At 62.6% G+C, this 24,338-nt stretch carries 22 protein-coding genes and 1 tRNA gene; 10 read left to right on the top strand and 13 right to left on the bottom strand.

From position 1 onward, the window contains the following. Window positions 1–7: 7 nt before the first annotated feature. The gene (locus tag GKC30_RS02440; protein ID WP_155932106.1) at window positions 8–943 is read right to left on the bottom strand and encodes a glycosyltransferase family 2 protein; all 936 of its coding nucleotides are present in this window, start codon (window positions 941–943) and stop codon (window positions 8–10) included. A gap of 112 nt (window positions 944–1,055) precedes the next feature. Beyond that, entirely contained in the window at window positions 1,056–2,117 is a 1,062-nt protein-coding gene (gene purM / locus GKC30_RS02435) for a phosphoribosylformylglycinamidine cyclo-ligase (protein ID WP_155932105.1), read from the bottom strand. Between the two features lie 317 nt (window positions 2,118–2,434). On the opposite strand from purM, the gene GKC30_RS02430 reads away from it, so the two are divergent. From GKC30_RS02430 to GKC30_RS02420, 3 genes are all read left to right on the top strand, one after another. Beyond that, window positions 2,435–2,812: a hypothetical protein gene (locus GKC30_RS02430; protein WP_155932104.1), complete on the top strand. Its 378-nt coding sequence runs from the start codon at window positions 2,435–2,437 to the stop codon at window positions 2,810–2,812. A gap of 67 nt (window positions 2,813–2,879) precedes the next feature. After that, entirely contained in the window at window positions 2,880–3,899 is a 1,020-nt protein-coding gene (gene amrS, locus GKC30_RS02425; RefSeq protein ID WP_155932103.1) for an AmmeMemoRadiSam system radical SAM enzyme, read from the top strand. Window positions 3,900–3,961: 62 nt separating this feature from the next. After that, window positions 3,962–4,038 (top strand) — tRNA-Pro (locus GKC30_RS02420). 53 nt (window positions 4,039–4,091) lie between these two features. Here the strand turns inward: GKC30_RS02420 and trhA are convergent. The 10 genes from trhA to recA all read right to left on the bottom strand — a co-directional run bounded on the left by trhA (window position 4,092) and on the right by recA (window position 14,986). Next, window positions 4,092–4,733 carry a PAQR family membrane homeostasis protein TrhA gene (gene trhA / locus GKC30_RS02415; protein WP_155932375.1) on the bottom strand — a complete coding sequence of 214 codons (642 nt, stop codon included), beginning with the start codon at window positions 4,731–4,733 and terminating at the stop codon, window positions 4,092–4,094. An 85-nt stretch (window positions 4,734–4,818) separates the two neighbouring features. Further along, window positions 4,819–5,265 (bottom strand): RrF2 family transcriptional regulator, encoded by a 447-nt coding sequence (locus GKC30_RS02410; RefSeq protein WP_155932102.1) that lies wholly within the window; start codon window positions 5,263–5,265, stop codon window positions 4,819–4,821. 197 nt (window positions 5,266–5,462) lie between these two features. Next, window positions 5,463–6,110 carry a NikL family nickel/cobalt ECF transporter subunit gene (locus GKC30_RS02405; RefSeq protein ID WP_155932101.1) on the bottom strand — a complete coding sequence of 216 codons (648 nt, stop codon included), beginning with the start codon at window positions 6,108–6,110 and terminating at the stop codon, window positions 5,463–5,465. Window positions 6,111–6,121: 11 nt separating this feature from the next. Further along, window positions 6,122–6,727 carry a cobalt transporter CbiM gene (gene cbiM / locus GKC30_RS02400; protein WP_155932100.1) on the bottom strand — a complete coding sequence of 202 codons (606 nt, stop codon included), beginning with the start codon at window positions 6,725–6,727 and terminating at the stop codon, window positions 6,122–6,124. A 535-nt stretch (window positions 6,728–7,262) separates the two neighbouring features. Further along, complete coding sequence (locus tag GKC30_RS02395) at window positions 7,263–8,510, bottom strand: HD domain-containing protein (RefSeq protein WP_155932099.1); 1,248 nt, start codon at window positions 8,508–8,510, stop codon at window positions 7,263–7,265. A gap of 13 nt (window positions 8,511–8,523) precedes the next feature. Next, on the bottom strand, window positions 8,524–9,786 hold the full coding sequence (locus tag GKC30_RS02390; protein ID WP_155932098.1) for a radical SAM family protein: 1,263 nt from the start codon (window positions 9,784–9,786) through the stop codon (window positions 8,524–8,526). Between the two features lie 160 nt (window positions 9,787–9,946). After that, on the bottom strand, window positions 9,947–10,336 hold the full coding sequence (rpsI, locus tag GKC30_RS02385) for a 30S ribosomal protein S9 (RefSeq protein ID WP_155932097.1): 390 nt from the start codon (window positions 10,334–10,336) through the stop codon (window positions 9,947–9,949). 12 nt (window positions 10,337–10,348) lie between these two features. Then, window positions 10,349–10,777 carry a 50S ribosomal protein L13 gene (gene rplM, locus GKC30_RS02380; protein ID WP_155932096.1) on the bottom strand — a complete coding sequence of 143 codons (429 nt, stop codon included), beginning with the start codon at window positions 10,775–10,777 and terminating at the stop codon, window positions 10,349–10,351. A gap of 407 nt (window positions 10,778–11,184) precedes the next feature. Further along, complete coding sequence (alaS, locus tag GKC30_RS02375; protein ID WP_155932095.1) at window positions 11,185–13,824, bottom strand: alanine--tRNA ligase; 2,640 nt, start codon at window positions 13,822–13,824, stop codon at window positions 11,185–11,187. Between the two features lie 88 nt (window positions 13,825–13,912). Further along, window positions 13,913–14,986: a recombinase RecA gene (gene recA, locus GKC30_RS02370; protein WP_155932094.1), complete on the bottom strand. Its 1,074-nt coding sequence runs from the start codon at window positions 14,984–14,986 to the stop codon at window positions 13,913–13,915. Window positions 14,987–15,198: 212 nt separating this feature from the next. Here recA and GKC30_RS02365 point away from each other — a divergent pair, with 212 nt between their 5' ends. The 3 genes from GKC30_RS02365 (at window position 15,199) to GKC30_RS02355 (ending at window position 17,960) form a co-directional block, all read left to right on the top strand. Then, a complete protein-coding gene (locus tag GKC30_RS02365; protein ID WP_155932093.1) occupies window positions 15,199–16,308 on the top strand; it encodes a tRNA(5-methylaminomethyl-2-thiouridylate) methyltransferase in 1,110 nt (369 codons plus the stop codon). Between the two features lie 9 nt (window positions 16,309–16,317). Then, window positions 16,318–17,247 (top strand): calcium/sodium antiporter, encoded by a 930-nt coding sequence (locus tag GKC30_RS02360; RefSeq protein WP_155932092.1) that lies wholly within the window; start codon window positions 16,318–16,320, stop codon window positions 17,245–17,247. Window positions 17,248–17,531: 284 nt separating this feature from the next. Continuing rightward, complete coding sequence (locus GKC30_RS02355) at window positions 17,532–17,960, top strand: YccF domain-containing protein (RefSeq protein ID WP_155932091.1); 429 nt, start codon at window positions 17,532–17,534, stop codon at window positions 17,958–17,960. Here the strand turns inward: GKC30_RS02355 and GKC30_RS02350 are convergent. Next, window positions 17,957–19,171: a GAF domain-containing protein gene (locus GKC30_RS02350; protein ID WP_155932090.1), complete on the bottom strand. Its 1,215-nt coding sequence runs from the start codon at window positions 19,169–19,171 to the stop codon at window positions 17,957–17,959. The genes GKC30_RS02355 and GKC30_RS02350 overlap by 4 nt on opposite strands. Window positions 19,172–19,355: 184 nt before the next feature. On the opposite strand from GKC30_RS02350, the gene GKC30_RS02340 reads away from it, so the two are divergent. The 4 genes from GKC30_RS02340 (at window position 19,356) to GKC30_RS02325 (ending at window position 24,253) form a co-directional block, all read left to right on the top strand. Continuing rightward, window positions 19,356–20,087 (top strand): Bax inhibitor-1/YccA family protein, encoded by a 732-nt coding sequence (locus GKC30_RS02340; protein ID WP_155932088.1) that lies wholly within the window; start codon window positions 19,356–19,358, stop codon window positions 20,085–20,087. Window positions 20,088–20,126: 39 nt separating this feature from the next. Then, window positions 20,127–21,308, top strand: a complete 1,182-nt coding sequence (gene lpxK, locus GKC30_RS02335) for a tetraacyldisaccharide 4'-kinase (RefSeq protein WP_155932087.1) — start codon at window positions 20,127–20,129, stop codon at window positions 21,306–21,308. Next, window positions 21,295–23,493 carry a ribonuclease R gene (gene rnr, locus GKC30_RS02330; RefSeq protein WP_155932086.1) on the top strand — a complete coding sequence of 733 codons (2,199 nt, stop codon included), beginning with the start codon at window positions 21,295–21,297 and terminating at the stop codon, window positions 23,491–23,493. The genes lpxK and rnr overlap by 14 nt, the downstream gene beginning before the upstream one ends. A 106-nt stretch (window positions 23,494–23,599) precedes the next feature. After that, complete coding sequence (locus GKC30_RS02325) at window positions 23,600–24,253, top strand: S24 family peptidase (RefSeq protein WP_155932085.1); 654 nt, start codon at window positions 23,600–23,602, stop codon at window positions 24,251–24,253. The last annotated feature ends 85 nt before the right edge of the window (window positions 24,254–24,338 follow it).

The raw sequence follows: 24,338 nt of genomic DNA, 5'->3' as shown, positions 1-24,338 counted from the left end.
TACCCCGTTATTCGATTATATTCCGAATAATAAAAACAGGCCTGTTTTTTGATTCGATGTAAGTGCGGCCTACATACTCGCCCAACACGCCTATGCCGATCAGTTGCAATCCACCGATCAGGCATACGGCAATCAGCAATGAGGCGTATCCTGGGACATCAATGCCAAAGATCAGGACTTGTACAAGCACTTTGATGGAAAGCATGAATGCTATAAGAGCGACTATTGAGCCGATGTATGTCCATATCCGCAAAGGCACAGTGCCAAAGCTTGTGATGCCTTCCAGTGCATAGTTCCATAGCTTCCAGCCATTGAATTTTGATTTCCCGGCAGCCCGTTTTTGGCGGGTGTAGTCAACCACCGTGCTTTTGAATCCAACCCATGAATAGATGCCTTTCATGAATCTTTGCGTTTCTGACAGGCTGTTGATGGCATCTATCACCGGCCTTGACAGCAGGCGATAGTCGCCAACATTTTGGGGAATTGAAATGTCCGAAGTTGCATTGTGGACCCGATAGAACCACTTTGCCGTGAGTCTCTTTGCAATGGAATCTGATGATCTGTCTATGCGGCGGGCGTGTACTACGTCATATCCTTCGCGCCATTTGTCTACCATGACGGGGATCAGCTCTGGAGGATCTTGCAGGTCAACGTCGATGGGAATGGCAATTTCTCCTCTTGCATGGTGCAGTCCGGCTGAAAGGGCCGCCTCTTTCCCAAAGTTCCGGCTCAAGTCGATGATTCTGATATTCTCGTATGTTTGTTTTAAATCAAGAAGGGTCGCCAAGCTGCCATCAGTGCTTCCGTCATTGATGAATAAGAATTCAACGTCGATATTCTTCATGCTATCGACTATTGAGGCGGTCTCTCTCAGGAAAACAGGAATAACTTCCTTTTCGTTGTATACGGGTATGATAAGCGTCAGAAGTGGCGGGCTGGTCATCGCTCTTGCCTCATTCTTGGTCGATTGGCAGACTGTCGAGGATTTCGACGGTCTGGTTCCCTGCTCCGGGAGAGTCGCGACCACGCTCGGAGTGAATAGGGCTGTGCCGCGGCTATGGAAAGACTACTTCCACCTGCTCGCGTGCCGGGTCGCGTTCAGTGATCTCGCCGATGCGGTAGGCGTCCACATCGTCGCGGGCGTCGAGCAGTTCCATGGCTTTCTCCGCATGATCCGGGGAGCAGATGAGAATGTAGCCGATGCCGCAGTTGAATATCTGAAGCATTTCCGGCCAGGAGAGACGGCCCTCGGTCTTGAGCCAGTCAAAGACGGGGGGCATGGGCCAGGAGCCGAACTCCACGCGGGCCGAGACGGTCTCGGGCAGCACCCTGGGCACGTTGTCGTAGAAGCCGCCGCCCGTGACATGGACCATGCCCTTGACCTCAATGCTGCGCAGCAGGTCGAGCACCGGACGCACGTAGATTTTGGTCGGCGCAATAAGCACTTGCGCCACCGTCCGCTTGGAGCCGGGAAAGGGCTGGTCGGGGCGCAGGCCGGACTGGTCGAGGAGCTTGCGGATGAGGGAGTAGCCGTTGGAGTGCGCCCCCGAGGAGGCGAGCCCGATCAGTATGTCGCCGGGTGCCACGGACTTGCCGGTGACCAGGCGCGGAGTGTCCACGAGGCCAACGGCAAAGCCCGAGAGATCGTACTCGCCGTCAGGATAAAAGCCGGGCATCTCGGCCGTTTCGCCGCCCAGCAGGGCGCAGTCGGACTGGCGACAGCCCTCGCACACCCCCGCCACCACCTGCTCGGCCACGCCAGATTCCAGCTTGCCGGTGGCAAAGTAGTCGAGGAAGAAAAGGGGAGCCGCGCCCTGGACCAGCACATCGTTGACCGACATGGCCACCAGATCGATGCCCACGGTGTCATGCAGGTCAAAGAGGAAGGCAAGCTTGAGCTTTGTGCCCACGCCGTCGGCCCCGGCCACCAGCATGGGCGCCTGCATTCCGCTGAGGTCGGGCTTGAACAGTCCGCCGAACCCGCCTATGTCCATGGCCACGCCGGGCGTGAAGGTGGATTTGACCATATCCTTGATGCGGCCGATGAATCGGTTGCCCGCCTCAATGTCCACCCCTGCGGCAGTGTATGCCTGGGACCGTCTGGCGCTTTCGCTCATGTGCTGCTCCTTGGCAAGCTGTAGAAAAACGTCCGATTGCTGCGTTGCTATAAAAATTCCAACCCCTTGCGCACGGCGGGCGCACTACGGCCCTGTGCTTTTCCAGCGCCCTGTCATTGGATCGTTTTGAAGAGCCTGCGCGAAGGATTGTAATCTCTTCCCGGTTAGGGCTGGGGATTCCTCGGGTTATAGGGGTTTGTCCGGCCAAGTTCAAGGGGCATCTGCGCGGTGCTTCCGGCCCGCGATTTGCATTTGCCATTTTTGCGGGCCGGTCGTATGCAGCACTAAGAGCGGTTCGCCCAAAACCCGGAGGAACCATGCGCCGATTATGCAGGATACTTGTCGTGGCTGCGGCCGTTGTGTTTTTGACGCTCTCCCAGGTGGCTGCCGAGTCCAAGTTCATCAACAAGGACACGGCCAGGGACCGCCGCAACAACACCTTTGGCACAGAACAGAGCGCGGAGACGGCAACCGCCACGTTCGGCACCAACGGGGCGGGGGACTCGACCATCAAGGTCAAGCCGCGTCCCAAGCCCGAGGAGGTGGACTGGTACGACAAGGTCATCATCACCGTGAACCCGGAAACCAAGTGGCCCGCCTCGGGAACATCCTCGTCCACGCGCTCAACCACCACCTACGACAGCGCCACCGATTCCGAGACCAGGACCACCACCACCGAGGAGCGCAACTGGTAGCTTTTCTCCCCAGGGACGGTGACGGCGGCTGCGGCTTGTGGCATGCTCAATGCCCGGGAGGTGAACCATGCACGAGGCACGGCTCTGGAGGCGGCTGAGAGGCGACACGGTCCAGTGTCGTTTGTGCAATCATTTTTGTGTTGTCGGTGAGGGCGAGCGAGGCCAATGCGGCGTGCGCGAAAATCGTGAGGGGACGCTCATGGCCCTCAATTACGGCAAAATAGCGGCCATCAACCTTGATCCGGTAGAGAAAAAGCCGCTCTATCATTTCCATCCCGGCAGCCGCACCTATTCTTTTGCCACGGCTGGCTGCAACTTCAGCTGCGCCTTCTGTCAGAACTGGTCGCTCTCGCAGCCTCAGCGCGAGGGGGGGCGTGTCGCCGGCCGGGCCATGACCCCAGGCGATCTGGTGGAGGAGGCCGTCAAGCTCAAGGCCGAGAGCATCTCCTACACCTATTCCGAACCCACCATTTTTTTCGAGGTCATGCAGGACACCGCCCGGCTGGCCGCAGAGCAGGGCTTGGCAAACATCATGGTCAGCAACGGGTTCATGAGCCCCGAGTGTCTCGATGAACTCGCCTCCCTCATCGACGCTGCCAACGTGGACCTCAAGAGCTTCAATGACGACTTTTACCGCGATATATGCGGGGCGCGGCTCAAGCCAGTGCTCGAAAATCTGGTGCGAATCCGCCACGATCTCGGTTGGTGGCTGGAGGTGACCACCCTGCTTGTTCCGGGCAAGAACGATTCGCCTGAAGAATTGGACCGGCTTACGGATTTTCTGGTGGACGAACTGGGCGAGGACACGCCGTGGCATATCTCGCGCTTTCACCCGGACTATCGCATGAACAACACGTCCGTCACCGGGGCCGAGGCGCTGGAGGCGGCGTGGGCCATGGGCCGGGACAAGGGGCTCAAGTATGTGTACATCGGCAACCTGCCGGGCTCCAGGCGTCAGCGGACGCAATGCTCGGGCTGTGGGGCCACGCTTGTCGACCGCGTCGGGTTCTCGCCTGTGGTCACAGGCCTCTCAGGGGGGCGCTGCCTGCGCTGCGGAACGCCCCTGGCTGGAGTGGGCATGGGGTAGGCTCGCTTGCCAAGGCGCCATTTTTCCAGTAGAGAGTCATCCCTGCCAAGGGAGCAGGACATCGGGGCGTGGCGCAGTCTGGTAGCGCGCCTGCTTTGGGAGCAGGATGCCGGGAGTTCAAATCTCTCCGCCCCGACCAGAAGGTAAAAAGGCCGACACGAGCATCGTGTCGGCTTTTTTGCCTTTTACAGGTCAGATGAAACGGTACATGAGGATGAAATGGCAGGTGCTGCCGCCGATGACGAAGAGGTGGAAAATTTCGTGGAATCCGAGGAGGCCGGGGAAGGGGTTCGGCCGTTTGAGGGCGTAGATCACCGCCCCGATGGTGTAGACAAGGCCGCCGGCCACCAGCCAGGCCAGTCCGGCTGCGGGCAGGTTCATGGCCAGGGGGTAGATGCCGGCCAGGGCGATCCAGCCCATGCCGAGATAGATGGCCGTGGAGAGCCTGCGTGGGGCCGAGAGCCAGAACATCTTGAGCAGGATGCCGCCAAGGGCGATGCCCCAGATGATCCCGAGGATGGACCAGCCCCAGGGGCCGCGTAGCGGAATCAGGCAGATGGGCGTGTAGGTGGCCGCAATGCAGACGAAGATCATGGCATGGTCCACCCGGCGCAGAACCCGTACGCCTCGTTCGCCAAGGGGGAGCCAGTGGTAGAGAGTGCTCGCCGTATAGAGCAGCACAAGACCGCCGCCGAAGACGGAAAATCCCACCAGATGCCAGGGCATTACCGGATCGACCGCCCGCAGAATGAGCGCTACGGTCCCGGCCACGGCCAAGGCCGCCGCGATGCAGTGAGTCAGCCCGTTCATGGGGTCGCGCAGAAAGCGGAACATCATGCCTCCAAGGTATGCTGTCATGCTTTCATTACACGGTTGTCGCGAATGAAACAAGCGTTTGATCAAGGGGGCGGAAGGAAGGTCAGTCCATGAGCATGGGTGGGGCTTCGGGTTTGGAGCACTGCTCGGCATCGGCCAGCATGTCTGCCAGGGTGAAGGAATTGAGGCGCTGATACATGGCCTCGGCCGCCTCCACCCACAGACGGCTGGTCAGGCACACCTCGCGCCGCAGGCAGTCGACCTTGCCCGTGCGGCACTCCACCAGGGAGTCGTCTCCCTCAAGGATGCGTACCAGCTCGCCCAGGAGGATTTCCGAAGCCGGACAGGCCAGAGTGTGACCACCCTTGGGGCCGCGCTTGCTTTTGATGAAGCCTGCATCCTTGAGCTTTTTGATGAGTTTTTCAAGGTATTTGGTAGAAACTCCCTGGCGTTCGGCAATGTCCTGTATTCTGACCGGGCCAGTCCCGCAATGCTGGGCGATGTCCAGAGCCATCCTGGTGCCGTATCGGCTGCGCGTGGTGAGTCGCATGGTTCCCCTGATTGGTTGCTGCTGCGCTGCGTTGTTCATTGTTACCCGAATAAGTCGGAAAAGACCTTTCCCCATCTGCTTGGAATTAAAGGATGGAAACTAAACAGGTCTTTACCTGAAGGGGAATTAGCACAAAATCCGGGCCAGGACAACGGCAGGTGCAGCGCCGGGAGGCAGGGCGGCCGGGGCGGGAAGATTCAACCGCGGTCTTTGGATCTAGCCCGGCTCTTCACATAGGCGAGGATGCCGAAGATGCCGACGATGTAGCCGATGCCGCCCGCTATTTCGGTCATGCCCGGCCCTGTCTGGCTCAGTTCGGCCAGCATGTGTTTGATCGGGGCCAGCTCTCTGCGGATCATGGCTTCCATTTGGGCTTCGTTCTGGGGGCTTTGGGAAGCGGCTGGCATGGCGGGCGTCTGATTTTCCGGGGTGGGCTGGACAACGGCCTCAGCTTCGGCCGCGGGGGTTGGCTTGGCTTCAGATGCCGGAGGCTGGCCGGTGGCCGCCAGTTCGTCGGCGGAGAGGGTCCATTCAGCCTGATGCCCCTCGCCTGCCGAGAGCTTGAGGCGCAGGGCCATGGCTCCGCCCCGCGCCGGTTCGGGCACGGCAAAGGCGAAGCTGCCCGCCTCGTCCGTGATGCCGGTGAGCAGGAGTGCGCCAGTGGCCGCGTCAAAGACCTCTATGGTGCCCTGGTTGACCCGGCTGCTGCGGCTGTAACCGCTTTCGGTGACAATGGTGTCGCCGTCAACATAGGCAAAGAGCTTGACCCTGTGGGCGTGTCCGGGTGTGGCAAGGCACAGCAGGGCGGTCAGAGCCAGGTAGATGGCGAGAGCTTGGCGGGGCATGATGGTCTCCGTCATTTGATGGGTGAGGCCAGGGCCTCGGGCTTGACCTGAGCCAGAAAGGTGTATGCGAATCCGGTGATAACCCCTTCTGCCACCATGACCGGCACATGGGCGGCAAACAGAGCCGTTGCCGCGTGGGTGAAGGCGTCGCCCGAGAGGGCCAGGGAGGCGGCGGTGAGCAGGGCGCTCAAGAGCACGGCCAGGAATCCGCAGACAAAGGCCCCGGCAAAGCGCCAGCTTGCGGCGCGGGCCAGCAAGGGGCGGAACACGAGGAAGCAAAGCACGGCCGGGGCGGCCATGTTGAAGGTGTTGATTCCCAGCGTGGTCAGGCCGCCGTATTGGAAGAGCACGGCCTGGAGCAGCAGGGCAACGAGGATGGAGGGAAAGGCAGCCCAGCCGAGCATGACCCCAAGCAGGCCGTTGAGGATCAGGTGGGCGCTGGCAGGGCCGATGGGCACGTGGATCAGGGAGGCGATGAAAAAGGCGGCAGAGAGGATGGCCACGGTCATGATGCGGTCGTTATCCGTTTTTTTCAGCCCGATGGCCGTGCCAATCACGGTCAGGACGGCTCCGCCGAGCAGCACCGGAGCCGCCAGGACGCCTTCGGATATGTGCATGTGATTTTTGCCCCGGTGTTGCGCCGGTTCGCCCTATCGCCGTGCCCGCGGCCAAGGGGTGAATGTCTGCGGCGTGTGAACAACCCGGATTCCGTATACGCCGTTGCGGGCGGCAGCGCAAGGAAGAGAAAGGCAAAATGCCGTCGCCTTCGCTTCCCCAGGCTTTCATAACTCCCTGACCAGGTACTTTCTTTTGCTGCGCCCAGTGGAGAGCAGCCAGAGAAAACAGCGTGCCCCAGCTTGGCCAGAGGCGGCGGGATGGCAGGGGGAAACGCAGACCGGGAAACCGCCGGGCCAGATGGGGCTGCGGTGGCTTTGAATCTGCTTCCTGTCCGGGTTGGTGACACTTTTTGCACTTAACTTGCGACGCAGAGGCAATGGACGGCGCGGCGCGGAAGTGTCGATCACAGCCAAAAAGCGGTTGTTGGCTTTTGGTTTTGATCCGAAAGCGCACCTCTCTCTTGCATCGACGCCTTGAGTGATCGAAGAGAGGAGAAAAGAACCGTCCGCAAGCAGCGATTCTTCAGCCAGCGGGTTAATCGAAGTCGGCCAGCAGGGCGCTGATCTGCACTCCTGCCACCACCGGGGTTTCGTTGAAGCGCATGCGGATGCGATACAGGGCATGGTGCAACTGGCCCGAGGAGATGCCGTTCTTCAGCGCGGTATGGGCCTCGATAAAGGCGGCCAGAGAGTCGCATACCTTGAGCAGGGGGCCGTCCTTGGGGTCAAGGGAGTCGATGTTCCATTCGCCAGCCAGCTTGTCGTCGCTGGCCTCAAGGACCATGCCGTCGCGGCGGATGGTTCCCTTGAACTCGCTGCCTACGGCCTTGCCCAGCAGGTATTCCAGCCGCTGCGCCACCTCGTCGTAGCCTCCCTCGCGCAGGGGGGCGAGCACCACCCGCGTGAGTTCGAGGTTTTCGTATTCGTGGATCAGGGACGCGATGTCACTGGAAGAGCCTTTGACCGGCGAGATGATGTCGCGTGTGAGCAGTTCGGGCAGGTCGTGGAAGAGTCCGGCAAAAAAGTTGTTCTGGGCGCGGGCGCGGCAGGCACCCACCTCCATGCTGAAGAACCAGGAAAAGGTTGCCACAATGAACAGATGCCCAAGGACCGAGGTCTCGGGCACACGCGGGGTCTGGGACCAGCGTTTTTGAAAGCGCAGTCTGCCGCACATGCGCGCAAAGCGGCCGAGCACGTTGCTTTCTTCGTCGAGCAGTTCGGCAACTCCAGCCAGATCGCGCATTTCGCCCAGGCGCTCGATGAAGCTCTGTTCGATTTCCAGCAGTTCATGGTCCATCCTGTTGATGGATTTGAGCAGCTTGAACTCCGAATAGCTGGCGTAGAGGTGGGCGGCGTGGAGAATGCGCCGGGCCAGCCCGGTGTCTTCCGGCCGCATGAGGTAGTCGGTCATGCGGCGCATGAATTCGTCGCCCAGGGGCATGATACGGGGGCGGAGCTCGGCGAGCACCCAGTCGGTCAGGGTGCGGTAGTGGACCGGGTTTTCCTTGATGCGATAAAAGACCGGGGGCTTGATATCCGTAATCACGAGCCGGTAGAGATAGTCGAAAATGCCCCCCTCGATGATGGACTCGCCAAGGGCCCGCTTGCGGGCCACATCCATGGACTTGGAGTTGAGCAGGAACAGGAGCCAGGCCACGATCATCTTGTGGGCCTGTTTGTCCACCTCCACCAGCTCCATGGGCCGCAGCTTGTCGTTCCAGCGCTTCATGAAAGCGCCTGAGAAGACGAGTTCCAGCAGGCTCTTTCTGATGATCACCGACATGGCTGGCTCCGGCTCAGGGGAGATACGGGTTGAAATACCCGTAGTTGATCCACGGCAGCCCCTTTTTGAGCCGCTTGCGGAAGTTGATGAAGCCCATACAGGGGGAGTGGCCGAAAGGAGCGATGAGGCGCAGGTAAAGCTCGGGGTCGAGGTTGAGATTACGCAGTTGGACAAAGTCGAACCGGCTGGTCTCGCCAAGCTCGATGAGCGCCTCCAGTTCCTCCTCGGTATCGGTGACGCCCGGGAAGAAAAGCAGGTTCAGGGAGACAAAGAGCCCCACCTCGTGGGCCTTGATCATGGCCTCGCGCACATCATCGAAAGTGTAGCCCGCGGGCCGGTAGTAAGCTTCGTAGGGGCCGGGGCGGGCCGAGTTGAGGCTGACCCGGATGGCGTTGACGCCGGCCACCTTGAGGGCGGGCATGACCTGGGGCCTGGAAGCGTTGGTGTTGACGTTGACCGTGCCGGTTCCACCGTCGGCCCGATAAGCCCTGACCGCTTCGCAGATGAGCTCCGCCTCCAGCAGCGGTTCGCCCTCGCAGCCCTGGCCGAAAGAGAAGATGGGCCTGCGCTCGCGTGATTCATGGCGGCGCATGATCTGGACGATTTCCTCCACGGTGGGGGTGAAGGCTATACGGCACTGGGGGGAGGGAAAGCCTGAGTCTTCGGGTTGATGCGAGATGCAGCCCACGCACCGGGCATTGCAGGTGCGCGAGGTGGGCAGGGGACATTCGAACCGGCCCAGAGCCAGGTTTTTTGCTGCCGGACAACCGCTGGTCAGGGCGCATCCGGCAAGATGGTTGACGAGACGGTTGCCGGGCATCTCGTTGATCAGCGTGTGCGCACCCGCCTCAATGCGGTCCGGCGGGATGTGGGAAAAGACCTGGCGCTTGTCCTCGTCCACCTGTTTGGCGCAGACCCAGAACCTGCCGTTGGCGTAACCTATGGCAGCGTAGGAGAGCAGGGGCAGCAGAGGGGCGCCCTCGTCGGTTTCGTAGGCGCTGATGCCTGTGACCGTGTTCCCGGGGCAGGCGAAGGCGGCCACGGCCAGCTCCTCCATGACCTCGGTTTGTCCGCTTTCCGGGTCGTAGCCCATGGCATGGCGGCCGGGGAGCATGAAGAATTCGGATTCCTCGGGCAGAGGCGTGATTTCATCGGGCCGGGGCAGGCCGAACTCGTTGCCCCGGCGGCAGAGCATGAGCAGTTCGGGGTGGTCGTATATCTCGCCCTCGGGGGTGGCGAAGAGCATGTGGGGCTGGGGTTTGTTCTTGGAAGCCATGCCAAGGGTATACGGGAAAAGGTCGAGGCAGGGCAAGGAGTGAATGGGTGGCGGGCCGCTGGTTGCCCCGGCCTGTCCCTGGCAGGTCGGATTGCGCGAGAAAGGCCGACACCGCGACGCGGTGTCGGCCCGAATGAACCGGATAATCCTGGCAGGCGGCTTAACGCTTGGAGTACTGGAAGCTGGCGCGGGCGCTACGCAGACCGTACTTCTTGCGCTCCTTCTTGCGGGCGTCGCGGGTCAGCAGACCGGCGGGCTTGAGCACGGAGCGAAGCTCTGGGTTGATCTCGCACAGGGCGCGGGAGATGCCGTGGCGCAGGGCTTCGGCCTGGCCGGTGACGCCGCCGCCGGAGCAGTTTGCCTTGATGTCGTACTTGTCGAGCATACGCACGAGCTTGAGCGGCTGCTGGACGATCATCTGCAGGGTCTTGCGGGGAAAGTAGTCCTCGAAGGGACGGCCGTTAACGGTGATCTGCCCGGTCCCGGCGTAGATGCGGGTGCGGGAGATGGCGTTCTTTCTCTTGCCGGTGCTGTATGTGAAATCGCTCATGATTATCCCCGATTAGAAATCCAGAGTTTTGGGAGCCTGGGCCGCGTGCGGATGCTCGGGACCTGCGTAGACCTTCAGCTTCTTGAGCAGCTGGGCGGCCAGCCGGTTCTTGGGCAGCATGCCCTTGACCGCGGCGGTGATGACGTTTTCGGGCTTTTTGTCCAGCATCTCGCGCAGGGTCTTTTCCTTGAGCCCGCCGGGATGGTTGGAATGCTTGTAATACATTTTCTTGTCGAGCTTCTGGCCGGTGACCCGGATTTTGTCGGCGTTGACCACGACAATGAAGTCGCCCATGTCCATGTGGGGGGCGAACTCGGGCTTGTGCTTTCCGCGCAGGCGATTGGTGATCTCGGTGGCCAGACGGCCAAGGATCTTGTCCGTGGCGTCGACCACGTACCATTCGCGGTTCGCGTCTTCCGGCTTGGGGCTATATGTCTTCATGATGAATGCTCCTTGCGCAAACTGGGAAGGGGACATTTACGGAGTTTGCCCCCGCATGTCAACCAATTTTTCAGGCCGCCACATTCTTGCGCCGACAGGGCGCTCGGCCCGGTCGGGAGTGGTTCGGCGGTCCGATTCGAGTGTCGTTCCAGTCGGTTGTCCGATCTGTCCGTGGCGGGAGGAACTGGGGTGTAACGGGGTGTTCCTCGCGCCGCCGAGCCTGACCGGGAGAACGTAGATACACAAAAACCTTTCCGCCCACAAGGGGTTTGTTTGGAGGAATCAGGGTCGCGCATCTTCCGTTCGCAGCTCGGGAATTCGCCGCGGCTGCCTGGCCTCTCATACTTTGGTCACCCGAAGCGATTGATGCAAGTATTTCGTCCCTTCGGGCCGAGGCCTTGCCCCGCCTATCCGGCCACAAGCGCCTTGATCCTGGCCAGGGCGTTGTCGATGCCCGAGGCATCGGTGCCGCCTGCGCGGGCCAGATCCGGGCGGCCGCCTCCGCCTCCGCCCACTTCGGCGGCCACGGACTTGATCAGATCGCCCGCCTTGAAACGGCCGTGCAGGTCCTTGGTCACGGACAGGGCCACCGAGACCTTGCCGTCGTCATGGGCAGCCACGAGACAGACAATGCCAGAGGCGATCTTGCTGCGCAGGGCGTCCATCTGTTCGAGCATGACGTTCATGTCCGGGGCCTCCACTCGGGCGGCCAGCACGGTGACGCCGCCGATCTGCTCGGCCTCGGCCAGCATGTCGCGGCCGGTGCCCGAGGCCAGCTTGGCTTGCAGTTGCCTGACCTCGCGGGCCATGTCCTTGACCTGCTGCTGCAGGGCGCGGACCTTGGCGGGCAGGTCGGTAGGCTGTGCCTTGAGCAGGGCCGACGCCTCGGCGGCGGCAGCGCGGCGCTCGTTGAGGTAGGCGATGGCATTGCCGCCAGTGGCTGCCTCGATACGCCGGATGCCCGCGGCCACGCCGGACTCGCCGAGGATGACGAACTGCCCGGCAAGGCCCGTGTTGTCGAGGTGGGTGCCGCCGCACAGCTCCATGGACACGCCCGGCACCTCGATGACCGAGACCGTGTCGCCGTATTTTTCGCCGAACAGGGCTGTGGCCCCCTTGGCCTGGGCCTCTTCGATGGAGACCTCCTGGCGGCTGACCGGAACCGCATCGAGAATGCTCTGGTTGACCAGGGCCTCGATGCGGGCGATCTCCTCCACGGTCAGCCCCTTGATGTGGGTGAAGTCGAAGCGCAGCCTGTTGGGCCCGACCAGGGAGCCCGCCTGCTTGGCGTGTTCGCCCAGCACCTTGTGCAGGGCCGAGTGGAGAAGGTGGGTGACGGTGTGGTTGCGCATGGTGGCCAACCGCTGGGCGCGGTCCACATTCAGAAACACGGAGTCGCCGACGCGCAATCGGCCCTGGCCCATCTCCACCTTGTGGGCGGTCAGGGACTGGGAGGGCTTGACCGTGTCGACCACTCCGCCCCGGCCCGAGGACGCGGCAATCTCGCCTGTGTCGCCCACCTGGCCGCCGGATTCGCCGTAGAAGGGGGTGGAGCGCGTTACCACCCAGCCGGTGGCGCCTTGTTCCAGGGTATCGGCAGTCTGGCCCGTCTCGTCGAGCAGATGCGTTATTTCGGACTGGTCGGCCATGGCCTCGTAGCCGGTGAACTCGCTGGTCACGCCCTGTTCGAGCAGGGTGTGGAAAACCGTGGCCACGTCCTTGTCGCCGGACCCCTTCCAGGCGGCCTTGGAGCGGGATTTTTGTTCCTTCATCAGGGCGTCGAAGCCTGTTTCATCCACCCCGATGCCGTGGCGCTCGGCCACGTCGCGGACAATGTCGATGGGAAATCCGTAAGTGTCGTAGAGCTTGAAGGCCGTCTCTCCGGGCACTTGCCCGGCCTTGGACGCCTTGAGTTCACCCAGCTCGGCTTCGAGCATCTCAAGCCCCTTGTCCAGGGTCTTGGCGAATCCTTCCTCCTCGCCGCGCACCACCTCGATCATGAAGTCGCGAGATTCCCGCAATTCGGCGAAGTGGTCGCCCATGTCGTCCACCACCCGGCTGGCGGTCTTCCACAAAAAGGAGTCGGTCAGCCCCATGAGCTTGCCAAAGCGGCAGGCGCGGCGGATGAGGCGGCGCAGGATGTAGCCCCGCCCTTCGTTGGAGGGCAGCACCTGATCCGGGATGAGGAAGGCGATGGCCCGGCTGTGGTCGGCAACGACCTGGAGCGCGGTGTCTATCTCCTCGTTCTCGCGGTACTTCACCCCGGCCAGATCGGCGGTGTAGCTGATGATGGACTGGAAGAGGTCTGTTTCGTAGTTGGAGGCAACGCCCTGGCACACGGCAGCGATGCGCTCAAGGCCCATGCCCGTGTCAATGGAGGGCCGGGGCAGGGGGGTGCGGGTGCCGTCCTCGGCCTGATCGTACTGCATGAACACGAGGTTCCAGATTTCGAGGTAGCGGTCGCAGTCGCACTTGCCGATGCCGCACTCCGGGCCGCAGCCCACATGCTCGCCCTGGTCGAAGTGGACCTCGGAGCACGGGCCGCAGGGGCCGGTGTCGCCCATGGACCAGAAATTGTCCTTCTCGCCCAGCCGGTAGATGCGCTCGGCCGGTACGCCCGCCACCGTCTGCCATAATTCCCCGGCCTCGTCATCGTCATTATATATAGTAATGTAGAGGCGGTCTTTGGGCAGCTTCAGCTCCTCGGTCAGAAACTCCCAGCAGTAGCGGATGGCGTCTTCCTTGAAATAGTCGCCAAAGGAGAAGTTGCCGAGCATCTCGAAAAAGGTGTGATGACGCGCAGTGCGGCCCACATTCTCCAGGTCGTTGTGCTTGCCGCCAACGCGCAGACATTTTTGCGAGGTGGTGGCCCGGGAGTAGTCGCGTCTCTCCTGGCCCAGAAAGAGACGCTTGAACTGAACCATGCCAGCGTTGGTGAAGAGCAGGGTGGGGTCGTCCTTGGGGATGAGCGGTGAGGACCCGACCACGGCGTGGCCGTTTCTTTCAAAATAGTCCAGAAATTTCCGGCGGATTTCAGCGGCGTTCATCTGTGAATGGTCTCCAGAAAGAGGTGGTTGCAGACAAGAGCGCCCCGGACCGGATGGCCGAGGCGCCGTTGCCGGGCACGGGCGGTGTCTAGTCGTCGGCCTCGTCGGATGCGGAGGATGCCCCGGCCAGCTTGCCGGAGGCGGGCTCGCCGCGGTATCCCAGGTGGGTCATGAGCTTTTCCTCAATGGCTCCGGCTATGTCCGGGTTGTCTTCAAGGAGTTGGCGCACGTTTTCCTTGCCCTGGCCGAGCTTTTCGGCCCCGAAGGCGAACCAGGAGCCGGATTTTTCGATGATCCCAAGCTCGACGCCCATGTCGATCAGCTCGCCCGTGCGGCTGATGCCCTGACCGTAGAGCACGTCCACCAGCGCCTCGCGGAAGGGCGGGGCGACCTTGTTCTTGACCACCTTGATCCGGGCGCGGATGCCGTAGGATTCGTCCTTGTCCTTGAGGGTCTGGATGCGGCGGATGTCGAGCCGGCAGGAAGCGTAGAATTTCAGAGCGTTGCCGCCCGAGGTGGTCTCGGGGTTGCCGTAGCCGGTCATGCCGATCTTCATGCGGATCTGGTTGATGAAGATGACCACGCAGTTGGACTTGTGGATGGTGCCGGTCAGCTTGCGCAGGGCGTGGGACATGAGCCGCGCCTGTCCGCCCACCTGGGTTTCGCCCATCTGCCCCTCAAGCTCGGCCTGGGGAATGAGGGCGGCCACCGAGTCGATGACCACCACGTCCATGGCCCCGGAGCGCACCAGCAGGTCGGCGATCTCAAGGGCCTGTTCACCGTAGTCTGGCTGCGAGATGAGCAGTTCGTCGGTTTTGACGCCCAGCCGTTTGGCATAGCCCGGGTCCAGGGCGTGCTCGGCGTCAACAAAGGCCGCGTTGCCGCCGCGCTTCTGGGCCTCGGCCACGATATGCAGGGCCAGGGTGGTCTTGCCCGAGGACTCCGGGCCGTAAATTTCGATGACGCGGCCCCGCGGCACGCCGCCTATGCCCAGCGCGATGTCCAGGCCGATGGAACCCGTGGGGATGAACGGGATGGTGTGGGAGGCCTCGTCGTCAAGACGCATGATGGCGCCCTTGCCGAACTTGCGCTCGATGGTGGTCAGGGCGGTGCCGAGAGCCTCCTTGCGCAGGGTTTCGGGATCAACGGCTTTTCGTGCCATGGGAATTTCCTCCGGGGGTTTCAGGCGCAACGTATGAGCAACACGCTTCGATACCAGATACGTGTCCGGCGGGCAACAGGCAGATGCCTGTCGGGAAAACCCCCGAGAGCGGCGCTACCGCTAGGTTTTCGTCGGACCGGGCGTGTCGGGGTGCGGTCGGGTGCCATGTCTTCCTTTGACCTTGGACCGATTCTCCAATAAGGGTCGCATCCATGAACAGGAAATACGATGCCCTGGCCCTGCTCTCGGGCGGGCTGGACTCCATATTGGCCATGCGTACGGTCATGGACCAGGGGCTGGCCGTGCTCGGCCTGCACTTTACCACGCCCTTTTTCGGCAAGCCGCATCTGATTCCCTTCTGGCGGGAGCACTACGGCATCGAGGTGGAGGCAGTGGATATCGACAGCGAGTTTGTTGCCATGCTCCTTGGCGACCCGTCCCAGGGGTTTGGCAAGTGGCTCAATCCGTGCATCGACTGCAAGATCACCATGCTTGGCCGGGCCGCGGCACTGCTGCCCGCTTACGGCGCGAAATTCCTGATTTCCGGCGAGGTCGTCGGCCAGCGGCCCATGAGCCAGCGCAGCGACGCCCTCAACGTCATCACCAAGCGGGCCGGGGTGCGCGATCTGCTCCTCAGACCCCTTTGCGCCCGCAATCTGCCGCCCACGCCCATGGAGGAATCCGGGCTGGTGGACCGCGACGGATTGCTCGACTGGCGCGGTCGGGGCCGCAAACCCCAGTATGAACTGGCCGGGCGATACGGGTTTACCGAGATTCCCACCCCGGCGGGCGGCTGCTGCCTGACCGAGGTCCAGGGCTCGGCCCGATTCGCCAGACTGCTTATGCACCGTCCCGAGCCGGAGCCGGTCGATTTTCGTCTGGCCCGGGCGGGCAGGCAGCTCTGGGCCGGGAGTCACTGGCTTGCCTTTGGTCGCAAGGCCGAGGACAACGATGCCCTCGAATCGTGCGTTATTCCTGGTGATTATGTCTTCAGACTGGCGGATTTTCCCGGCCCTCTGGCCGTGGCCCGTCCTCTGGCGGGCGAGTGGGATGCCGGAGCCGTGCACGATGCGGCCGCCCTTGTCGCCTCCTATGCCACCCGGGCCCGCCGCCATTTCGAGGCCACGGGGCAGCCGGTGCGCGTTGTAGTGCGTCGGGGCGTTAAAAGCGGCGCCGGGGGCGAGATCGTGGCGGTGGCCCCCTCGCGTGACACCGCTTTGCCTTGGGCCGAGCCCCAGCCCGCAGCCGTGGGGGAGTGGAAAAAAAACCGGGCAGCCAGGCCGTCGCGAGCCCCCCTTGCACCCGCCGGGGACACGGCGTAAGGTGCCTTCATGCTCATCGATTTCGCCACCTTCTGCGCTTCGGCCGCTCTGCTCTGGTTCGGGGCAAGCTGGATAGTCACCTCGGCGGCGCTCATCGCCCGCAGGTTCAATGTCTCCGAGCTGGTCATCGGCCTGACCATCGTGGCCATGGGCACCTCGGCCCCGGAATTTCTGGTCACGTTCAACGCGGCCATTCGGGGACACAACGACATCTCCCTGTCCAACGTGGTCGGGTCCAACATCTTCAATCTCGGCTTCATCCTCGGCCTGATGGCCATGATCAGGCCACTGGTGGCCAGCCGGACAGTGGTGTACCGCGACGGACTGCTGCTCCTGGCAACCACGGGCGGCATCCTGCTCATGTCCTTCACGGGCGAACTGGGGAGGGTTTTCGGCGGGGCGCTGGTGGCCCTGCTCGTGGGCTACCTGATCTTTCTCGGCATGCGGCGCGAGTCGCCGGGAGAAGGCGAGCTTGACGAGCTCATGGGACGCAGCGCTTCCTGGCGCGACGGCCTGCTGCTGCTGCTGGGCTTTGGAGCCATCTCGGCGGGCGGACACCTGATGGTCTCGGCGGCCACGGCCATTGCCACGGATCTCGGGGTCTCCTCCTGGGTCATCGGGGTGACCATCGTGGCCGCGGGCACCAGTCTGCCGGAATTGGTCACCTGCCTTGCCGCCTCGGTCAAAGGCAGAAACGAGATGCTGCTTGGCAACCTCATCGGCTCGGACTTCTTCAACTTCGCCGGAGTGCTGGGCCTGACCTGCCTTATCAAACCCCTGACCGTCTCGCCCGAGGCTGGGTCCGGCCTCATCGTGCTGGTGGGCATGGTCGGGCTGGTGCTGGTCATGCTGCGCACCGGCTGGCGCGTGACCCGCCTCGAGGGGGCGCTGCTCGTCGGCATCAACCTCCTTCGCTGGGTCAACGACTTCACGGCCTGACAGGCTTTTGAAAAAGATCCGATTGCTGCGTTGTTTCAAAAAGGTCACAAATCCGCAGAACAGCGGATTTGGACGTTGGCCCAGCCGACGCCCCGAAAGGGTGAGCCCCAGGACGGGGCGAATCAAATCCTCGCGTACAGGAAGTACATCTCTGCTCTCATGATCCGTAAGGCTCGAAGACTCGCCAACGGCTCAAGGCTGCATTCGAGTTTTTTGAACAGCCTACGAAATTCATTTTTGAAGGTCAGTTGCAGCATGTTCCAATATGATAAGAAGGAGGCGGCATGCTCTCATTTCTCGGTAACGTGATCTGGTTCGTGATGGGCGGGGTGTTCATGGCCCTGGGCTGGCTCCTGGCCGGATGCCTGATGGCCCTGTCCATCATCGGCCTGCCCTGGGCTCGTTCGGCCTTTGTCATCGCCGGGTTCGCCCTGGTGCCGTTTGGCCGTACCCTCATCCGGCGCGACATTCTCACCGGACGAAGAGACCTCGGCACCTCGGGCTGGGGTGTTGTCGGCAACATCATCTGGTTCGTCTTTGCCGGATGGTGGCTGTGCGTGGGGCACATCCTCTCGGCCCTGGCCTGTTTCGTGACCATCATCGGCATCCCGTGGGGCTGGCAGCACCTCAAGCTGGCGGCCCTCACCCTGGCTCCGGTGGGCACGGCCGTGGTCTCCATCCGCGAGGCGGAAGCCTTCAACCCCCGCGCCTAGGGGACCCTTGGTGGTCCGCTCTCGGGCGGAACCATTGGCGGGTCAGGTTCCCCCGGCCGTTTTTCCAGAACGAATTCGAAGACCGCGCCGTGATCCGAGCGGAACGTGCATGAGCCGTCCATCTGGCCGGGCAGATCGCTGATCAGGGTCATGCCGATGGAGTCGCACTCTCCGGGCGCGAACCCTTCGGGCATGCCGCACCCGTTGTCGCGCACCACCAGTGAAAAGGTGTTCTCATCCCTGTCGGCCAGGTGAATGGCTATTTCCGGTTCCTGGGTCTCGGCAAAGGCGTGCTTGAGCGCGTTGGTGACCAATTCGCTGACCAGCAACCCGGCCTGAAAGAACACCCGCCGATTGACCCTGACGGGCGAAAGCTCCAGGCGCAGCTTTACGGGGCGTTGGGCCAGCGCATCGATGATGGTGGCCGCGATCCTCTCCAGCAGGTCGCCCAGCTCGATCCGGTCTTCCGTGGTTTCGGCCATGAGGGAGTGGAGGCTGGCGATGGCCCGGATGCGGGCGGTCAGGTCGTCGAGCAGTCTGTTTACTCCTGCCTGCTCGGGAAGGGGTTCAAGCGCTTTCATCTGGATGATCCCGGCGAGCATGTGCAGGTGGTTCTTGATGCGGTGATGCGCTTCGCGCAGGGCGAGATCTTTTTCGCGGTTTTCCCTGGCGAGCCGATGACGTTCCGAAAGCTGGTGCAGGTCGGACTCCAGGGCCATGCGCAGATGGGCCAGCAGATCGATGTTCTGGGGCGAGAATTCCCGCTTGTTTCTGTCCAGCACGCAGATGGTGCCGAAGAGTTCGCCGTCCGGCCACTTGATGGGCATGCCCAGGTAGGCGACCATGCCACGGGGCACATCGGGATTGTCCCGCCACTGGGGATCGGCAGCGGCGTCGGGGATGTTCAGGACATTGCGTGTGCCAAGCACGGTCTCGCAGTAAAGCCCAAGGCCCAGGCGCTCGCGCTCGCCGGGCTTGTAGGGGTTGTCCGGCCCCGTGCTGGCGATGCAGACTTCGATGTCTTCGGGATGCAGCCGCATGACCAGCCCTGCGGCGGCCCCGGTTGCCTTGGCTACCACGTTTGTCAGGCTTTGCCATTTATCCATGACCGTCGGCGAGATTTCCGGTTTGTCCACGCCGGAAGTTGGCAGGAGCACGGGCGATTGGCCGACAACAGCGACTTTGGCGACAGTGCAGTATCGTGATGGCATGGTGCGCTTCTCCGGGGGTGACTACTCCGCTTTGTCAGTAATGCCTTTTTCATGTGCGCGGTCAAATATTTTTGTGCAGGAATCCGCTTTTTCTTGCCTCGGGGGGGAAAGCTGATTAATTAATGCACTGCTGGCATTGTCTCGGCCAAAAAAACAGTCATCAAAACATTGTGGAGGAATATTCATGAATCAGTACCCCAGCGCATCCGGCCAGGTGGCGAAAGCGGAAATCGTCAACGCCTTCATGCGCGGCGTGTACGGGTGGATGAGCGGCGGCCTCGCCCTGACCGCGTTCATGGCCTATGCCACGCTCAACGTCCCGGCCCTGTTCCATCTCGCTTTTTCCTACAATCCCGAAGCCGGAACCCTTGCTCCCACCATGCTGCCGATGATCGCCTTGTTCGCGGCCTTTGGCATGGTCTTTTTCCTGAGCTTCAAGATCTCGACCATGAACCCGTCCACGGCCACCAGCCTGTTCCTGGCCTTCAGCGCCCTCAACGGCTTTTCCCTGGCCCCGATCCTCATGGCCTACACCACGGCCTCGGTGGTCTCCACCTTTGTCACCACTGCGGGCATGTTCGGCGCCATGTCGCTTTACGGAATGCTCACCAAGAAAGATCTGACCAGCTGGGGCAGCCTGCTCTTCATGGGCCTGATCGGCATCATCATCGCCATGGTGGTCAACATGTTCATGCAGAGTTCGGCCATGGCCTTTGCCATCTCGGTCATCGGCGTGATCATCTTCCTCGGCCTCACCGCCTACGACACCCAGAAGCTCAAGACCATGGGCGAGAACGTCCCGGCAGGGGACACCGCCGCCATCCGGCGCGGCACCATCCTTGGCGCCCTGACCCTCTATCTCGACTTCTACAACCTCTTCCTGATGCTCCTGCGGCTCATGGGCGACCGCAGATAACGCACTGACGGGGAGGCTCTTCAGCCTCCCCTTTTTGCGATGTCACACTCCATTGATGCGCTCCAACGCTCCCTGGCCCCGGTGCTGGCCCCCCTCTCATGGGTCTATTCGGCCGGGATGCGGATGCGGGCCGGGCTCTATCAGCGCGGGCTGCTCGCCGCCTGGGAGGCCGACGCGCTGACCGTTTCGGTGGGCAACATCGGCTGGGGCGGTTCGGGCAAGACCCCCATCGCCGGGTGGCTGCTCGGCTGGGCGGAGAGTCGGGGGCTGGAGGCGCTCCTGCTCACGCGGGGCTACAAGGCAAAGCCCGTGACCCACCCCTATCTCGTCACCCCCGGCGCCCTGGCCGAGGAAGCCGGGGATGAGCCGCTGATGCTCGCCACCATGCACCGCAAGGCCAAGGTGGTGGTGGACCCTGTCCGCACTCGCGCCGGACGCTGGGCCATGGAGCGCTTCCGGCCCGGACTGGTGGTCCTTGACGACGGCTTCCAGCACATGGCGGTCAAACGCCATGTCGATCTCGTGCTGTTGCGGCCCGATGATCTGGCCGGGCAGTGGAACCGGGTCATTCCTGCCGGGTCCTGGCGCGAGCCTATAGCCGCCCTCAAGCGGGCCGACGCCTTTCTGGTCAAGATGTCGCCCGAGAACTTCACCCGGCTTATTCCTTTTTTCTCCGAGCGTTTGGAGCGTTTTCGCAAGCCGGTCTTCAGCTTCCAGCTGCGGCCAGTGGGCGTGACCCATGTGCTGCATGGCAATGCTGAGATCGGTTTCGGAGGCGGGGCCTATCTCCTGGTCACGGGCGTTGGTGATCCCGAGCAGGTCCGCCGTTCTGCGGCGCGATATTTCGGATACCCCCCGGCGCGGCATCTGGTCTTTCGCGATCATCACGCCTATACCAAGGCCGATGTGCTGGCCATGCAGACAACGGCCCGTCGTCTGGGCTGCGATGCGATCCTGTGCACGCCCAAGGATGCTGTGAAGCTCGGCCCCATGTGCTCCGAGGAGTTCTGGCGGCTTGACCTGCGCATCGATTTCGGCCCGTCCGCCCTGGGGTCGGGAAAGCCCTTCAACACATGGTGGAGCCGCCGGTTCGACGCCTTCAATCTCCGGCGCAAGGATGTTCTCGAGGAAGCCCGCGAGGCCGAGGAACAGACTGCGGCCGACATGGCGGCATACCAGGAAGAAAGTGCGGACAGGGAGGATGACCATGGCCAAAAATAAACGCAGGCAGACCGGCCCGGGCCCGGCTGAGCCGCCGCTCTCTTCGGCGGGATTGCTCAGGCTCTTCAAGGAGGTGCGTCGACCCATGTCCCGGGCAGAGGTTATCCGCCGCCTTAAGCTCAAGAAGAAGGACAAGGCCGCTGTCAAGGACATGCTGAGCGAGCTGGTGGAGCAGGGCAGGCTCATCCGCATCCGTCGCGGCTACGGACTGGCCGAGGCCATGCACTGCATCACCGGGCGGCTTGAAATCCAGCGCGGCGGTTTCGGCTTCGTGGTGCCCGAGGACTCGCGGCGCAAGGATGTCTTCATCAACCAGCGCGACCTGGGCGACGCTTGGCACGGCGACAAGGTGGTGGCCGCCATCGTCCGCGAGAACAAGGGCGAGCGCAATCACGAGGGCCGCGTGGTCCGGGTGCTGGAGCGCGGCCGCAAGGTGCTGCCGGTCAAGATACACAAGCGCATGCGCGGCGGGGAGTGGCTCTGTCGGCCCACGGACCCGCGCCTCGGCTTCGGCATCATCGCCGGACTGGCCGATCCGGCCATCGAGGTCCGACCGGGCGACATCGCCCTGTGTGCCCCTGGCGAGCGCATCGACCCGACCATGTGGGAGGGGGAGATCACCGCCTACCTCGGCCCCGAGGCGAGCATTCCGGTGCAGGAGGCCCTGGTCAAATCCAACCACAATATCCGGCTGCGCTTCCCGTCCGGGGCGCAGACCCAGGCCGAGGCGCTGCCCCAGGAACCTGCGGCCAAGGACATCAAGGGGCGGCGCGACCTTACCGCCCTTCCGTTCGTGACCATCGACGGGGCCACGGCCCGCGATTTCGACGACGCGGTGCTGGTGGAGCGCAAGGGGAAAGGCTACGTGCTGTGGGTGGCCATCGCCGACGTGGCTCATTATGTAGGCGAGGGAACCCCCCTGGATCGCGAGGCCCTGGAACGCGGCAATTCCTATTATTTCCCCCAATCCGTTGAACCCATGTTCCCGGAGCGGCTCTCCAACGGCCTGTGCTCCCTCAATCCCGGCGTTTCCCGTCTGGTCATGGCGGCCCGCATGGAAATGGACGACCAGGGCGCACCCCGCAAGTCCGAACTGTTTCCAGCCGTCATCCGAAGCCATGCGCGGTTGACCTACGGCCAGGTCAAACGCGGTGTGCTCGAGGGCGATGCCGCCGAGGCCGGGGCCATCGGGCCGGTGTTGCCCATGCTTACCCTGGCCGTGGAGCTGGCCCGCAAGATCAACGCTCTGCGCACTCGGCGCGGGAGCCTCGACTTTGATCTGCCAGAGGCCGAAATCCTCTTTGACGTGCACGGCGACACCAGCGACATCAGGCCCAAGACCCGCCACTTCGGCCATCAGCTTATCGAAGAGTTCATGATCGCGGCCAATGAGGCCGTTGCCCGGTTTCTCATTGAGCGCGACCTGCCCTGCCTTTTTCGCATCCATCCCCCGGCCGACGAGGAACGGCTCAAGAACCTGTTCCGCCTCCTGGCCCAGACAGATCCGGGCGTGACCATGCCCAAGGAGATGACCCCGGCCGCCCTGCAACGGCTCATCAGTTCCCAAAAGGGCACGGACAAGGAATACGTGGTCAACCGTATGCTCCTGCGCTCCATGAAGCAGGCCAAGTACTCGCCGGACAACGAAGGCCACTTCGGCCTCGCCTCGACGGAATACTGCCATTTCACCTCGCCAATCCGGCGCTACGCAGACCTTGTGGTCCACAGGCTGGTCAAGGCGGCCCTGGCCTCGGCCGACGGCCCGGCCCCGGCCATACCGGGCCGCAAGAAGCTCTTCAACATCGCCGGGCATCTCTCGGGGCGCGAGCGGGCGGCCATGGACGCGGAGCGCGAGATCCACAAGCGGGTCATGGTCCTTTTCATGCGCGACAAGGTGGGCGGCACCTTCGGCGGCGTCATCTCGCACATCACCGACTATGGATTTTATGTGGAGCTGCGCGAGGTCATGGCCGAGGGCATGGTCCGCCTTTCGTCCATGGACGACGACTACTACACCTACTGGCCCAAGCGCGAGATGCTGGTGGGCGAGCGAACCGGACAGGCCTTCAAGCTCGGCCAGTCCGTGGAGGTCGTTCTGGAGGAGGCGAGCCTGGAGCGGCTGGAGTTGAACTTCACCCTCAAGTCCATTGCCGACTCGGCAATGGACTACAAGGATCTTATCTGATCCTCCTGGCCCGGTTCACGCGGTTGTTGTTTTTTGTTGACCCATAAGTATATTCTTGGTAAACATCTGCGCATTGGAGCAACACCGCAAGAACCAGGGCGCAACGATGAGCAACGACTTCGACGCATTTTTCGAGAGGCTGTGTTCCGAGACAGGCATTACGAGCCAGTCCCATCTTGCCCGCGAGCTGGACCTTGGCCGGGCGGCCGTTTCCCTTGCCAAACGCAAGGGAACCGTTCCTGCCCGCTGGATACTCGACCTCGCGGCCCGTTTCGAACTCAACCCCCTGTGGCTGGAAAAGGGCGCCGGATCGCCTCGCTCTGCCGGTTTCGAGGACGAGGGGCACGCCCCCTACCACGAGATTCCCAAGGTCCGCGCCCGTCTCTGCGCCGGAGGCGGTTCCTTTGAGACCGAGGGGCAGGTGGAAGGATACTACTCCTTTAGGGCAGACTGGCTGCGCTCGCGGGGCAATCCGGCCAACATGGTCCTCATGGAAGTGGTGGGCAATTCCATGGAGCCCGAGATCAAGGAGGGTGACATGGTCCTCATCGACCAGTCCCGTTCGGACATTCTCTCGGGGGGCATCTACGCCGTGGGCGTGGAGGAGACGGTCATGGTCAAGCGGGTCGAGCGCCTGCCCGGCACCCTGGTCCTGCGCAGCGACAATACCGACTACTCGCCCATTCACCTCTCCGGCGACGAGCTCGACAACGTGCGCGTCATCGGCAAGATTCTCTGGACTTCGCGGGAATATCGATAACCTGCCGACAGCGGCGCGGCGTGTGGGCGGCCTGTCTGGTCTGGCTCCCCTATCCTGTCAGCTGTTTTCCTGCCCAGCCGGTCCG

Source organism: Pseudodesulfovibrio alkaliphilus (genome assembly GCF_009729555.1).
Lineage (GTDB): Bacteria > Desulfobacterota > Desulfovibrionia > Desulfovibrionales > Desulfovibrionaceae > Pseudodesulfovibrio > Pseudodesulfovibrio alkaliphilus.
The sequence above is the reverse complement of the archived record's forward strand: the minus strand, read 5'-3'. Positions and strand labels throughout refer to the sequence as shown.